General features: G+C 70.7%; 15 protein-coding genes and 1 riboswitch. Of the genes, 5 read left to right on the plus strand and 10 right to left on the minus strand.

Annotated features, from left to right (window positions below):
- Positions 1-2: 2 nt before the first annotated feature.
- Positions 3-992: a LysR family transcriptional regulator gene (locus ACWD10_RS11635; protein WP_451089532.1), complete on the minus strand. Its 990-nt coding sequence runs from the start codon at positions 990-992 to the stop codon at positions 3-5.
- Between the two features lie 628 nt (positions 993-1,620).
- Between ACWD10_RS11635 and ACWD10_RS11640 the strand changes: the two genes are divergently transcribed.
- A complete protein-coding gene (locus tag ACWD10_RS11640; RefSeq protein WP_451089534.1) occupies positions 1,621-2,985 on the plus strand; it encodes an FAD-dependent oxidoreductase in 1,365 nt (454 codons plus the stop codon).
- A 252-nt stretch (positions 2,986-3,237) separates the two neighbouring features.
- On the opposite strand, the gene ACWD10_RS11645 is transcribed toward ACWD10_RS11640, so the two are convergent.
- From ACWD10_RS11645 to ACWD10_RS11670, 6 genes are all read right to left on the minus strand, one after another.
- Positions 3,238-3,657, minus strand: a complete 420-nt coding sequence (locus tag ACWD10_RS11645; protein ID WP_451089536.1) for a DUF6256 family protein — start codon at positions 3,655-3,657, stop codon at positions 3,238-3,240.
- Between the two features lie 29 nt (positions 3,658-3,686).
- Positions 3,687-3,923 carry a DUF6186 family protein gene (locus ACWD10_RS11650; RefSeq protein WP_451089538.1) on the minus strand — a complete coding sequence of 79 codons (237 nt, stop codon included), beginning with the start codon at positions 3,921-3,923 and terminating at the stop codon, positions 3,687-3,689.
- Between the two features lie 395 nt (positions 3,924-4,318).
- A complete protein-coding gene (locus tag ACWD10_RS11655) occupies positions 4,319-4,591 on the minus strand; it encodes an anti-sigma factor family protein (protein ID WP_451089540.1) in 273 nt (90 codons plus the stop codon).
- Positions 4,592-4,632: 41 nt separating this feature from the next.
- On the minus strand, positions 4,633-5,202 hold the full coding sequence (locus ACWD10_RS11660) for an RNA polymerase sigma factor (protein WP_451089542.1): 570 nt from the start codon (positions 5,200-5,202) through the stop codon (positions 4,633-4,635).
- 174 nt (positions 5,203-5,376) lie between these two features.
- Positions 5,377-5,721 (minus strand): anti-sigma factor family protein, encoded by a 345-nt coding sequence (locus ACWD10_RS11665; RefSeq protein ID WP_451089544.1) that lies wholly within the window; start codon positions 5,719-5,721, stop codon positions 5,377-5,379.
- Positions 5,718-6,275: an RNA polymerase sigma factor gene (locus tag ACWD10_RS11670; protein WP_451089546.1), complete on the minus strand. Its 558-nt coding sequence runs from the start codon at positions 6,273-6,275 to the stop codon at positions 5,718-5,720. Before ACWD10_RS11670 ends, ACWD10_RS11665 begins: the two co-directional genes overlap by 4 nt.
- Positions 6,276-6,535: 260 nt before the next feature.
- Between ACWD10_RS11670 and ACWD10_RS11675 the strand changes: the two genes are divergently transcribed.
- The 4 genes from ACWD10_RS11675 (at position 6,536) to ACWD10_RS11690 (ending at position 9,476) form a co-directional block, all read left to right on the plus strand.
- Positions 6,536-7,015: a hypothetical protein gene (locus tag ACWD10_RS11675; protein WP_451089548.1), complete on the plus strand. Its 480-nt coding sequence runs from the start codon at positions 6,536-6,538 to the stop codon at positions 7,013-7,015.
- Positions 7,016-7,257: 242 nt separating this feature from the next.
- On the plus strand, positions 7,258-7,929 hold the full coding sequence (locus tag ACWD10_RS11680; protein WP_451089550.1) for a Crp/Fnr family transcriptional regulator: 672 nt from the start codon (positions 7,258-7,260) through the stop codon (positions 7,927-7,929).
- 237 nt (positions 7,930-8,166) lie between these two features.
- Positions 8,167-8,478 (plus strand): DUF427 domain-containing protein, encoded by a 312-nt coding sequence (locus tag ACWD10_RS11685; RefSeq protein ID WP_451089552.1) that lies wholly within the window; start codon positions 8,167-8,169, stop codon positions 8,476-8,478.
- Positions 8,479-8,648: 170 nt separating this feature from the next.
- A complete protein-coding gene (locus ACWD10_RS11690; RefSeq protein WP_451089554.1) occupies positions 8,649-9,476 on the plus strand; it encodes an alpha/beta fold hydrolase in 828 nt (275 codons plus the stop codon).
- Positions 9,477-9,583: 107 nt separating this feature from the next.
- Here the strand turns inward: ACWD10_RS11690 and ACWD10_RS11695 are convergent, their stop codons facing one another.
- From ACWD10_RS11695 to ACWD10_RS11705, 3 genes are all read right to left on the minus strand, one after another.
- A complete protein-coding gene (locus ACWD10_RS11695) occupies positions 9,584-10,459 on the minus strand; it encodes a trypsin-like serine peptidase (protein WP_451089556.1) in 876 nt (291 codons plus the stop codon).
- 300 nt (positions 10,460-10,759) lie between these two features.
- Positions 10,760-11,398, minus strand: a complete 639-nt coding sequence (locus tag ACWD10_RS11700; RefSeq protein ID WP_451089558.1) for an MBL fold metallo-hydrolase — start codon at positions 11,396-11,398, stop codon at positions 10,760-10,762.
- A 39-nt stretch (positions 11,399-11,437) separates the two neighbouring features.
- Complete coding sequence (locus ACWD10_RS11705; RefSeq protein ID WP_451089560.1) at positions 11,438-12,577, minus strand: baeRF2 domain-containing protein; 1,140 nt, start codon at positions 12,575-12,577, stop codon at positions 11,438-11,440.
- Positions 12,578-12,827: 250 nt separating this feature from the next.
- Positions 12,828-13,011, plus strand: a riboswitch (cobalamin riboswitch).
- The last annotated feature ends 41 nt before the right edge of the window (positions 13,012-13,052 follow it).

Below are 13,052 nucleotides of genomic sequence, written 5' to 3' on the forward strand. Positions count from 1 at the left end.
ACTCACGCGACGTGCGCCGCCCCCGTACTCGCCGCCCCCGTACTCGCCACCGCCGTACTCGCCACCGCCGTACTCGCCACCGCCGTACTCGCCACCGCCGTTGGAGCCGTACGCGTCAGCTCGTCCAAGGCTGCCGCGATGGCAGGATGTTCGCGTCCGCCGCTGCGCGTGCACGTGAGGAGTTTCCGCCTTGGGCTGCCGGCGCACGGGACGCGGGTGACCGGGAGGTGCGGCGCGACATGCGCCAGGCGCGGTACAAGGGCTACGCCGAGGCCGTGGGCGACGAGGGTGGCGACGGCGTTCCACTCCATGGCGTTGTGCGCGATCTTCGGCGTGAACCCGGCCGAGCTGCACGCCCCGAGCGTGTGCTGACCGCAGGTCGAGGGGGCGGACGCCAGGATCCAGTCCTCGTCGGCCGCCTCGGCGAGTGCGACCTGCTGCCGCCTCGCGAAGGGGTGCGTGACCGGCACCACCAGGTCGAACGGGTCGTCAAGGAGCGGCTGTTGGTCGAACCGGGAGTCGCCGGCCGGCGGATTGCTCGTCGTGGACTCTACGACCGCGAGATCCGCCTCGCCCTCGAAGAGGAGGTCCAGACTCGACCGCAGCTCCGTCTCCTGGATCTGCACGGTCAGGCCCGGATGGCGTTCCCGCAGTGCGACCGCCATCGGGGCAAGGAGCGTTGAGACGGCGACCGGGAAGCCGCACACGCGCAGCAGTCCGACGGGCTGGTCGTGAGCTCCGCGCAGTTCGGTCTCGGCCCGCTCCCAGCGGGCCTGAATCGCGTCGGCGTGTGCGAGGAGGCTGCGCGCGGCGGGAGTGAGCCGTACCCGGCGGCCGTGCGGTTCAAGCAGCGCTACGTCCAGTTCGCGGCCGAGTTGGCGGATCTGCTGGGACGCGGCAGAGGGCGTGAAGTGCAGGGCCTGGGCGGCGGCGGTGACGGTGCCGTAGTGGTCGACGGCGCGCAGGACGCGTAGGCGGCGCAGGTCAATCATGTAGTCAACGCTTCATGGTTGACTTCGGAAAGTCAACCTGGACGTGCAAAGTTCGGGCTTCCATGCTGGCAGTGACGCCGTAACAGGGCGTACGACAAGACGCCGCAGGAAGAGGAGTGAATCCCCGTGATGAGCGTGATGAGTTCGTGCCCGCACTGCGGATGGCCGGACGCCGAACCGTTCCAGGTGCTTTCGCGGCACCGTACGCCGCGCGGGCAGACGGTGTGGACCCGCTGCAGCTGCGGGTCCCTCCAGGTGCGGGAGGTCGACGAGACGGGCGTACGAGTCGCCACGCGCGGCTGTCCCGACCCCCGGTATCTGCGGGAGCGGTCCGCACCGCGACCGGGTACGCCTTGCCGCGGTCCCGCCTGAGGTGATCCCGCCTGAGGTGATCGCGCCGGGAGGGGCCGCGGCACGGCGTGGGTGTTCTTCCTGCCCAGGGTCGGGTCGCCAGCACGGCCCGCCCAAAGCCCGCCCAAAGCCCACCCAAAGCCCACCCAAAGCAGCACTTGGCAAGCCCATAAACCTGGCTTATGGGCTCATAAACCGGACCCGTCTACCAACTAAGGCTTGCCTTACTTTAGGCTTCCTGGTGATCACCCAGCCATCACTCGAAGGGAACCTGACCATGCCGCGCCCTCTGCGGGTAGCCATCGTCGGAGCCGGTCCCGCCGGCATCTACGCCGCCGACGCTCTTCTGAAGTCCGCGGCGGCTGCCGAACCGGGGGTGTCCATCGACCTCTTCGAGCGCATGCCGGCGCCGTTCGGCCTGATCCGCTACGGCGTCGCTCCCGACCACCCCCGGATCAAGGGCATCGTCACCGCCCTGCACCAGGTGCTCGACAAGCCCCAGGTCCGGCTCTTCGGCAACGTCGACTATCCGCGGGACATCGACCTCGACGAGCTGCGGAGCTTCTACGACGCGGTGGTCTTCGCCACGGGCGCCACCGCCGACCGGGCACTCGACATTCCGGGCATCGACCTCGACGGTTCCTACGGTGCGGCGGACTTCGTCTCCTGGTACGACGGCCATCCCGACGTCCCCCGTACCTGGCCGCTCGACGCGGAGAAGGTCGCGGTCCTCGGTGTCGGCAACGTCGCTCTTGACGTCGCCCGCATCCTGGCGAAGACCGCTCAGGAGCTGCTGCCGACCGAGATCCCGCCGAACGTCCATGACGGTCTCAAGGCCAACCGGGCCAAGGAGATCCATGTCTTCGGGCGCCGCGGTCCGGCGCAGGCGAAGTTCAGCCCGATGGAGCTTCGGGAGCTCGACCACTCCCCCACCATCGAGGTCATCGTCAACCCCGAGGACATCGACTACGACGAGGGGTCGATCGAGACGCGGCGCGGCAACAAGCAGGCCGACATGGTCGCCAAGACCCTGGAGAACTGGGCGATACGCGACACCGGATCCCGCCCGCACAAACTGTTCCTGCACTTCTTCGAATCGCCCACCGAGGTCCTCGGTGCGGACGGCCGCGTCGTCGGCCTACGCACGGAGCGCACCGAACTCGACGGCACCGGCAACGTCAAGGGCTCCGGCTCCTTCACCGACTGGGACGTCACCGCGGTCTACCGCGCCGTGGGCTACCTCTCCGACGAACTGCCCAAGCTTCCCTGGGACATCGCCTCCGGCACCGTCCCCGACGAGGGCGGCCGCGTGCTCGAGGACGGCGGCGCGCACCTTCGGTCGACGTACGTCACCGGCTGGATCCGACGTGGCCCCGTGGGCCTCATCGGTCACACCAAGGGCGACGCCAACGAGACGGTGGCCAACCTCCTTGAGGACCACGCCGCCGGGCGGCTGCACCACCCCGCCTCCCCCGCGCCCGAGGCCATCGAGGCGTTCCTGGGCGAGCGCAACATCCGCTACACCACCTGGGACGGCTGGTACCGACTCGACGCCGCCGAGAAGGCACTCGGCGCGCCCCAGGGGCGCGAACGCGTCAAGATCGTCGAGCGCGAGGACATGCTCGACGCCAGCGAGGCGTGACGTACGGGCGTACGTCCGTACGTCCGTACGTCTGTTACACCCCGCTGTTACACCACCCGCGACCTGTAGGTGGCCCCGGCGTCCGCTTCATGGACGCCGGGGCCACCACGCGTCGGTGGGCGGGCAGTCCAAGCGGCCCGGCGGACACGCCCCCGTCGTCGAACGGCTCGCCGCCGCCATCGAGAAGTCGCCTCGCACCAGCTGAGCCGCTGGTCAGCACCAGCTGGGCCGCAGGTCATCTGCCGCTCCGAGTCAGTCGGCCCGTTTCCTGGCCGCAGTCCCGGATGGCCTCTTGCGCCGCCGTTCGGCCAGCCAGGACGCGGTGAAGAACAGCGGCAGGGCGATCCCCACCAGCAGCGCGGCACCGGTGCACGCGCTCAACAGAAATCGGCCGCCGAAGCGTGCCACGCCGTAGTAGTAGCCGACCACCACGACCATCAGCAGCAGATATCCGCCGAGGGCGGTGTCGACCACCCGGCGGATCAGGCCGAGCCATCCCCGTCGCGCGGCAACCGGGGCGAGGGGGCCCGCGCGCCGGATCTCCGGCCGCCGGGGCGGCGGTTCGGTTTGCTCCGGGTGTCGGCGCAGGATGCGCAGGCCGAGGGCGAGGTAGCCCATGACCAGCAGATAGCCGGTCAGCATGAGGGCGACGTTCAGTGAGGTGGGGAGCACTTCAGGGCCCTTCGATCACCGGTGGACCGTCATTGCACGTCCCGGAGCAGGAAGTGCCAGCCGCGGACGAAGGTGTGCCAGCCGAACCACAGCCACAGTGCGAACAGCGCCCATCGCCCCGCCGGATAGCGCATGACCGCGCGCACGGCATCGCTGAGGGTGGGAAAGACGTCCCCCGTCCGGATGAGGGCAATGCCCTCCCAGGCGAACACGGCGCCGAACAGCACCGCCCAGACGAGATACCCGATCACCGGACGCTCTGCCACCACGGCCTCCCGCCACACTCCTGTGCACCGCCCGGCCGTATTCGGGTACGCCACGGAGGCCCAGGGCCAGGCGATGCCGACCATCCGCTCGTACCCACGTATACCGCCGGGCCGACACACCAGCGCCGCGCTGTGGCGTGTCGTACGCCCGGAGTCTGATGCCCAGCTTGTGCACGCTCAGCGCCGTCGGCCTCGTCGAGGGAGCTCGGCGCCGCGTCGAGAATGCGGCGCCGGAACTCCGTAGGGGGACTCGCCGCCCACCAACGCTGCCTCGATGCCGGTGACATGCGGCCCGGCCTCGGTCTCGGCCTCGGCCGGGCGACCCGCGACGTGCTCGCCGCCGGGTCACATACCGATCACCACGACATCGGTGTCGTTCTCCTGCGGCATCCGGCTCACTCTTCCCGTTCTGGGGGTGCGGCGCCGGACGGGCCCGCGGATGGGCCCGCGGCCACAAGGGCCTCGCCGAAGTCCCGTAGCCTCGACACCACCGCGGGGTCCGCGATGTCATGGCGGGCGAGGGCGTGCTTGATCTCCTGGTAGACGGCCACTTCGAGGCCGCACCGGTGGCAGTACTCGACGTGCTCGGCCACCCGACGGGCGGTCAACTCGTCGGTCTCGCCGTCCAGGTAGGACTGCAGCACCTTGGCGACCTGTCGGCAACTCATCTCGCGGTGCGCTGTACTGCGGCGGTGCCACGGCCTGTTGTTCACATCGCACCTCGTTTCGGGGCGAGTCCGGCCGCGGTCAGCCGCGCTCGGATCCGTTTGCGCGCCCGGTGCAGGCGACTCATCACGGTGCCCTCCGGGACGTCGAGGATCCGGGCCGCCTCGGCGTAGGTCAGGCCGCCGATGTCGACGAGCCGTACGACCTGACGGTGCTTGTCGGGCAGTGCGCTGAGGGCGGCGTCGACGACCTCGTCGAACTCCTCGCCGACCACGATCTCCTCGGGGCTGGTGTCCGGGCCGGCCGGGGTGGAGGCGAGCCGGTCCAGGTCGGCGTCCGGGTCGTCCAGGAGGTGGGGCCTGCGGCGGCGGTGCCGGTTCAGCTCCGCCCGCCGCATGATCGTGAGCAGCCAGGCTCGCGGATGCTCACCGTCGAAACGGTCGACGGCCTTGTAGGCACGCACCAGCGTGTCCTGCACCAGGTCCTCGGCGTCGGCGGGCTGCGCGGTCAGCGTCATCGCCACCCGCAGCAGCACCTCCACCTCGGGCAGCACGTACTGAGCGAACGCCTTGTCCCGCGGCCCGCTGTCCCTCGCGCCCACCGGCTTCGCCACGCTCTCTCCCACGTGCCGGGAACCCGCCCACCCGTCCGCCCCATTCCATTCTGCGCGTCACCAGCACACCAGCACGCCTCCGCGCCAAGGATCCTCCTCGCGCTGTTTCGCGTACCCCTGGCCGGGTCACCGACCCGTCCTGAGATGCGATGGGCCCGGCGAACGCCGATATCCCTACGCCCCGGAAGCGCGTCCCTCGCCGCTGCTGCCTTCTTCCCCCGGCTGCCCTTCTTGCGACAGGGACGCGCCGAAGCTACGCAGTCTGGCCACCGCGTCCGCGTCGGGCTGCTCGCGCCGGGCCACCGCCTCCTTGATCTTCTGGTACGTCTCGGCCCGCAGGCCGCAGCGACGGCAGTCCTCCAGGTGCGCCGCCACGCGGCGGGCGGTGACCTCATCGGTCTCCCCGTCCAGGTACGACTGCAGAATCCGCGCCACCCGCATGCAGTTCAGGCGGCGCTCGTCCGGATCCCGCCGCCGCAGCCACGACCGCTTCCCCGCGCCGCGCTCGTTCCCCGTCATCGCCGCCCACCTCGCCTCGCCACAAGACCTGCCGCCACGAGCCGCGCCCTGATCCGTCTGCGGCCCCGGCGCAACTCGTCCGCCGCGGCGGCCTCCGTCACCCCGAGCAGCCGGGCGGCCTCCGCGTACGTCAGTTCCGCCTCGTCGACCAGGCGCACCACCTGCCGCTGCAGAGTCGGCAGCCCGGCGGCGGCCCTCGCCACCTCCTGCTGGAACACCGCATCGGCCCGCGGGTCTTCCCCCGCACCGGTCCAAGGGTGCTGACGCTCCGGAGCCGCTCCCCCGCCCGCTGCCTTCCGTTCGCCCCAGGCCGCTCGCATCAGGTCGAGGAGCCAGGCCCGCGACGGCGCACCGCCGCCGGACCGTGTCTCCTCGGTGTGACGCTGTACCTCGCGGTGCGCGCGCAGCAGGGTGTCCCGCACCAGAGCCTCGGCGTCCGCCGCCCGCCCGGTCAGCGCGGTTGCGGCCCGCAGCAACAACTCCACCTCAGGGAGCACGATCCGTCCGAACGCCTCGTCGCGCCCTGCACCGGCCTGCGGAAGCGATTGGTCCATGCCCGGCAGACTATCGGCGTTGGCCACGTGCCCGCGTTGCCCACGTGGCTTGTGGGACAGGTCCGGAGTCGGTCCGAAGTCGGTCCGGAGTCGGTCCGGAGTCGGTCCGAAGTCGGTCCGAAGTCGGTCCAGAGTCGGTCCGAAGTCGGCCGAGGAGCCTCGAAGTACCGGCCGGGCCGTACGTGTTCGCGGTCACATTCGTGTATGGCGCATGACTCCTAGCGTGAGCGGCATCCTGCCCCGTACAGAGAGGTGCCTCCATGACCACCGCACACGCCTCACCTCAGCGCAGCGCCAGCGCCGCGATCCCGGTCCACGCCCTGTTCGGTGCCGCCGGAGGCGTGCTCGGCGGCGTCGCGTTCGGCATCATGATGCAGCTCTGGGACATGATGCCGATGGTCGCGATGCTGGTCGACTCCGCCTCCACCGGCGTCGCCTGGGTCGTCCACCTGGCGATCTCCGCGTTCGCCGGTATCGTCTTCGCCCTGCTCACCGGGCACCGGGCCGCGAGGATGCTGCCCGCCGCCGCTCTCGGTCTGGCCTACGGGGCGGTCTGGTGGGTCCTCGGCGCCCTGTGGCTGATGCCCGCCAAGCTCGGCATGCCCGTCTTCGAGGTCAACGAGATGGCCTGGAGGAGCTTCGCCGGACACCTCGTCTACGGCCTGCTCCTCGGCCTCGCGTACGCCTGCATCCACCAAGTCATGCACCACGACGCCACACGGAGCTCGAACGCGTCATGACCGACGGCGCACGGCCGTCCTCGTCCCCTCCGGGGACGGCCACCCCCGGCCCGGAGCCCTCTGGCCGCACGAGGGCGACGGACTCGGTGGGACCCGTGCGCGCCTCGGTCTGCCTGCCCCAGGGCACCGACGCGCTGGGCGCCCCTCGGTGGGGAGCGCGGCCTCCGCCCTGGGCCCCGGGACGACGCGAGCGGAGCCTGGCTCTGACCGGGCATGCCACCGACTCCGACAGCACCTGGTGCGTGTCCGAGGCCGACATCTTCCGCGACCTGAGCGACGACGAGGTGGTGGCCATCGCGGACGCGGCGCCGATGAAGGAGTACCGGGCGGGAGAGATGCTTTACGCCCCGGCCGAGCCCTGCGAGCTGCTGTTCATCCTCAAACGCGGCCACGTCCGCGTCTTCCGGGTATCCGCCGACAGTCGTGCGCTGACCACCGCGATCCTCGAACCCGGCACCGTTTTCGGCGAGATGACCCTGCTCGGGCAGCGCATGTACGGCCACTACGCCGAGGCCCTCGACGCCGTGACGGTCTGCGTGTTGAACCGCGACGAGGTGCGCCGTCTGCTCCTCCCCGACCCCCGTATCGCCGTCCGCATCACCGAGATCCTCGGCCGCCGCGTCGCCGAACTCGAACAGCGCCTGTCCGACAGCGTATTCAAATCCGCCGCACAGCGCGTGGCCACCACCCTGCTCGCCCTCGCCTCGGCGCAGCCGACCTACCGGGCCCCGCGGCCGATCGCCGGTCACCCCCAAGTCGCCCTCACGCACGAACAGTTGGCGGCCCTTGCGGGCGCCTCCCGGGAGACCGTCACCAAGGCCCTGCACGACTTCGCCGACCGGGGACTGCTGCGCCTTGGCCGGGGACGCATCGCCATCCTCGACGAAGCCCACCTGGGCGACGAGGCCGGGTGAGCCCCGTCACCGGCACATACCGGCACAGAATTGAGTACGCGCCACACACCACTCCGGACACCACTCCGGCCGCCCGGCACCGCGGCCGCCATCGGGCGGCCCCCCGGCCCGGAATCCACCACCTCCGGATCAGAAACCGGGCGCCGAGGGAAGCCCGAACCCGGGCCACCGGGTTCCCTCAGAACCAGGTGACCAACGCTCGGTCGGTGGACAAGGCCCCAAGGAGGCGAACGGATCATGATGCGCGCGATCTACAACGGCGTGGTCATCGCGGAGACCCCGCGCACCAAGCGCGTCGAGGGAAACGACTACTTTCCACCCGCGTCCCTCAACCGCGAGTACTTCACCGAGAGCCCTGCCAAGTCCCTGTGCTTCTGGAAGGGCGTGGCCCGCTACTACACCATCACCGTGAGCGGCTCGGTGGCCCCTGACGCCGCCTGGTACTACCCGCACCCCAGCCCGCTGGCCCGCCACATCAAGAACCACGTCGCCTTCGGGTACGGCGTCATCGTCGAGGGCACCCGCGAGAAGAAGCCCGCGCAGACGTGACTCGGTGCATCTCGAACCGCTGCTCCCAGAAATTGATCGCCGCACCGCGTCCCAGTGGAAAGGCATGTCCTCACGCAGAAATCTCACTCCGGACCGATGAGTCTGCCTCTCCATGGGGGTCCAAGTGATGAACCGCAGATCACTACTCACTACGCCGCCCAGGAGGACGAATGGTCACCACCTCAACGCATACCGAGCAGATCCTCGAGGTGCCCGGGGCCCGCTTGCATTACGAGGTGCGGGGTCAGGGCCCCCTCGTCGTGCTCTGCGGTGCTCCCATGGATGCCGCGGCCTTCGCGCCGCTGGCCGACCTGCTCGCCGCCGACCACACGGTGCTCACCACCGACCCGCGGGGCATCAACCGCAGCCGTCTCGACGACCCCGGCCAGGACTCCACCCCACAGCTGCGTGCCGATGACCTGTCCCGGCTCATGGCCCACCTCGGCGCGGGCCCAGCCGTCGTCCTGGGATCGAGCGGCGGTGCCGTCAGCGCGCTGGCCCTCGCCGAGGCCCGGCCCGAGCAGGTCCGCATCGTCATCGCCCACGAGCCCCCGCTGGACGAGTTGTTGGAGGACCGTGAGCAGCTGCACGCGGCGACCGACGATCTGATCGCCACCTACCTCGAGGGCGGTGTGATCGAGGCGTGGAAGAAGTTCTTCGCCCTGGCCAATTTCGCTCTGCCCGATCCCGTGGTGGAGCAGATGTTCGGCGGCGAGCGCGACCCGCGGCAGGTCGCGGACGAGCGCCGCTGGTTCGCCCACGAACTGCGCGCCACCACACACTGGCAGCCGGACATCGCCGCCCTCAGCTCAACCGACACCCGCATCGTGGTCGGCATCGGCGACGACTCCGCCGGGCAGCTCTGTGACCGTGCCTCCCGAGCCCTCGCCTCGGCGCTCGGCATCGAGCCCACGATGTTCCCCGGCGGACACACCGGCTTCGCCGAGGACCCCCGCTCGTTCGCCACCCGGCTGCGCGAGGTTCTGCGGGAGGGCTGAACCGGCGGGCGGCGACCCGGAACGCGCCGACCAGCAGGCACTCCAGCAGCACTTGGGGGTCGTCTTCCCTCCTCGCCCAGAGGGTTGCCCCGCGGTCGGCGCGGATCTCACAACTGCCCGGCTCGGGCATGGAGTTCGGCCGCCATCCTGCCCAGGACCTCGCCCTCGATGACCGAGCCCTCCACCGCCGCGTCGCCGAAGCTGTTCACGGACACCAGCTTGCCGCGACCCGACTTCTCGTCGAAGTCGGCCAGCCAGGGGCCACCGCTCGCCCCGGCTTCCATCGGGCAGCGCACGCTCTGTGCGCCTTCCCGTGTGGTCGACGTGGTGCCCGCGCAGTACATCAGCCGCTCGCCGCGCTGCTCCTGGCTGTCGGGATAGCCGAAGACGGTCACCTTGCCGCCGGGCTTGCGGTCGAAGGCCACGGACTGCCCGCCGACCGCGTCGGTCAGTGACGTGCCGCCCTGCGGGTCCACCACGACAGCGGCGACGTCGTTCTCGGCGTCCTGCTCCCAGCTGCGCGGCATCACGACCGACCGCACCGCGAACGCCCCGTACGGGCGCTTGCCCTCGCTGTAGGCCGGTAGGAACACCATGTTGCTGTAGCGGTTCACCGGAGAGGCGGGCAGCTGCACGCAGTGCCCGGCGGTCATCACCGCGGAACGGTTGTGGCTCTCGACCGCGGTGGCGGTGCAGTACGAGTCCTCGCCCTTCTCGTTGGTGAAGAAGAACCGCCCCACGGTCTTCATCGCCGGGCCGCTCCAGGGTTTGACGGACGCGGCGTCGTGCCCCAAGTCGGCACCGGCTGCGACCTCGCGCATCCGGTCCGCCGTCCAGTACGCGAGGGTCGCGCGACGCTCGGCCGCGGTGAACGTCACCGTACTGATCGCCGCCTCATCGCTCGGCGTACCACCAGGCGTGCTCCCCGCGGCGAGTGTCACGACGGAGGCGGCAGCCAGCGCGGAGACAACGATCCGATGCATGCCTCGCACCTCCTGCCCACGCGCGATTCACGGGCCTGGGACACCCCCCACGGGCTTAGGACAACACCCAACGGGCTTGGGACACACCCCACATGCTTGGGACACACCCACTGGCTTGGGACATCCCTCGTACCACGCTAGGCCGGGGCCGGACGATCCGCCCGTTGAGAGTCCGGTGAGAGTCCGGCCTTCCCTGCCCACCATCCGTGCTCCGCTCGGTGTGACTCGTCATGGATGTTTGTGACTCGTCATGGACGTTGAGGAGTCCAGTTGGGCCGGTGCGTGTCAAACTCCCCTCGGCTACTCGGCGTCGGTGGTGGCGAACCCGGTGGCAGCCAGCGTGTACGTCCGGCCCTCGCGCCCCCATGCGCCCCACTCGGGTCGCAATCCGGCGTCCATCGCGCGCAGGCACGGGCGGCCGATGTGCGCGTAGACCAGCCGTCGCACGCCGTGCGCGGCCGCCTCGCGGCCGACCTCCAGGGCGCCGAGGTGGCCACCGACACCGCCCCGGAACCGGATCCGCCGATCCCAGCCGGCCGCCTCCGCGAACATCAGGTCCGCGCCCTGTGCCCATGCCGGGAACTCCCAGAACTCCGGCGCCCACACGGCCACCACACCCCTGGCCGCTATCCGGTAACCGCAGGTGGGATGTGAGGTGTGCACCACCGGACAGGCGCTGATCCGCAGTTCACCGAGGTCCAGATCGGCCATGCGCGGCACGACGCCACGGTCCGCCGCCATCCGGCGCAGCTCCGAACGGAGCTCGGCCCGCTCGTCGGTCACCAGCCAGGCGTCCAGGCGCTGGGGTGGTTCGGCGCCGGGCCCGCCGTCGAAGGCGACCCGGCCACGGCGGTAGCGCAGCAGCAGCCCGGCCGGGGCGAAGCGCGGCGAGTTCATCGCTCCTGTCCCGAGCAGCGTCAGCCGCAGCCGCCACGTCACCGCGCTCACCTTCCGGCCGGGCCTTCCGGTCAGGACTGGTCACATCCGCGCCGTCGCCTCCGTCCACCGCAGAATGGCGCCCAGTCCCCCGGCCGGTGCTTGGGCGGGATCGCTCACCACCAGGACGTCGGCGCCGTTCGCCACGGCGGAGCGGACCAGGGCGTCGTCGGCGCGTGCCGAGGTGGGGCGGACCTCGCCCAGGTACTGGAGTTCGGAGCTGCGCACCGCCACTTGGTCGGGGGCCTTGCCGACCCAGACATTCCGTGCGGCATCCGCGCCGTGCGGGCTGACGAGCAGGGTGTCGATCTGGTGCTCCCGTGCCGCCTCGACCAGAGCCGGTACGCCGGACGCGGCGTACGGCGTCTCACCGCCCGCGGGCTCGGCCCGCGCACGGAAGCGCCCCGTCACCTCCGCGAGATGCGCACGCTCACTGACGGCCCGCACCTGCGCGATATCCCGGTCGAGCGCCGCGGTGTCCGTTCCCGGCGCCCGCCCTCCGTGCGTCGTCTCGTACGTCACGGCGCGAAGGGCCGCGGGGAGTTTCTCGTGCACCGACCGGCGCTCACGCGAATCTCCGGCCAGGAGCAGCGCCGCGGCGCCGCTCTTCTCGAACACCTCACGGGCCGCTTCGGCGATCTCACGGGCGTTGTGCTCCCAGGTTTCCTCCGCCTTGGACTGGACGTGACGCTCGGCCCGGTCGTTCCTGCCCGTTCGAGGGATCGACCAGTCGACACCGGCAACCGTTCCGGCATCCTCGCCGCCTCGGCTGCTGTGCAGTGCGAAGTCCGCGCCGGTCTTGTCCACCGTGACGACCAGGCAGACCGGATCGTCGCCGACCGCTTCCAGCAAGGGCGTCAGCCGGGGCACGAACCCCCATGACGTGGACGGCACCGCGGGTGGCGCGGGAAGGGAGACATCGAGGACCACCTCGCCCTCGGTGGCGAACAACGCACGGCCGGCCTGCGTCGCCGGCTCTCCCGTGCGCTCAACAGCCAGGGCCTTCTCCACGGCACCGCAGGTGGCGTCGTCCGCGCCGAGCTCGGACAGCTTGGCGGCGGTCGCATGCGCCGTGAGGCTCTGCTGCTTGGCCGCGTCCTTGGTGTCATGGGACGTATCGGCATAGACCGATGCCCAGGGCCCCGGCCGGTCAGCGAGCGGTCGAAGGAGCGAGAGGTGCATGGCGCTGCCTCCTCGGAGTTGCCGCCGTGCTCACATTCCCAGGATTACGATCATGACGCCCCCCGCAGACGGCGTGCGTGTGCACTTCCAGACTGCACCCGATCGCTTCCCCTTGCAGCGAGGGCGTGGGTCTCGCCGTCACTGACACCAACCCATCGTGCTCGCCCACTCGCCCACGGCCGCGCACCGCGTGCATGTGGGACCGCCCGGTGACGAGGGCCAGGCCAGTGCCGTGGTAGCTTTCCAGCGCCAGTCGAACCTCTGTGCGTTCTTGTACGCGCACGGGTCAGGGAATCCGGTGGGAGTCCGGAACTGACGCGCAGCGGTGAGGGTGACGGGCGGAGCCACTGCCACTGGGCCGGTGCACCGGTTTGGGAAGGCGCTTCGCGCGGATGACCCCGAGTCCGAAGACCTGCTGGCACCCCGGCTCCGACCAGTGGGCCGGGGTGGACCGTAGACCGGCTCCGCGTATGAG

This window comes from Streptomyces sp. NPDC002851 (assembly GCF_053591935.1).

Bases quoted from the DNA above. Each gene is read 5' to 3' on its own strand.
- ACWD10_RS11635 (WP_451089532.1), bottom strand. From the start codon at position 992: ATGATTGACCTGCGCCGCCTACGCGTCCTGCGCGCCGTCGACCACTAC.
- ACWD10_RS11640 (WP_451089534.1), top strand. From the start codon at position 1,621: ATGCCGCGCCCTCTGCGGGTAGCCATCGTCGGAGCCGGTCCCGCCGGC.
- ACWD10_RS11655 (WP_451089540.1), bottom strand. From the start codon at position 4,591: ATGAGTTGCCGACAGGTCGCCAAGGTGCTGCAGTCCTACCTGGACGGC.
- ACWD10_RS11665 (WP_451089544.1), bottom strand. From the start codon at position 5,721: ATGACGGGGAACGAGCGCGGCGCGGGGAAGCGGTCGTGGCTGCGGCGG.
- ACWD10_RS11670 (WP_451089546.1), bottom strand. From the start codon at position 6,275: ATGGACCAATCGCTTCCGCAGGCCGGTGCAGGGCGCGACGAGGCGTTC.
- ACWD10_RS11675 (WP_451089548.1), top strand. From the start codon at position 6,536: ATGACCACCGCACACGCCTCACCTCAGCGCAGCGCCAGCGCCGCGATC.
- ACWD10_RS11685 (WP_451089552.1), top strand. From the start codon at position 8,167: ATGATGCGCGCGATCTACAACGGCGTGGTCATCGCGGAGACCCCGCGC.
- ACWD10_RS11690 (WP_451089554.1), top strand. From the start codon at position 8,649: ATGGTCACCACCTCAACGCATACCGAGCAGATCCTCGAGGTGCCCGGG.
- ACWD10_RS11695 (WP_451089556.1), bottom strand. From the start codon at position 10,459: ATGCATCGGATCGTTGTCTCCGCGCTGGCTGCCGCCTCCGTCGTGACA.
- ACWD10_RS11705 (WP_451089560.1), bottom strand. From the start codon at position 12,577: ATGCACCTCTCGCTCCTTCGACCGCTCGCTGACCGGCCGGGGCCCTGG.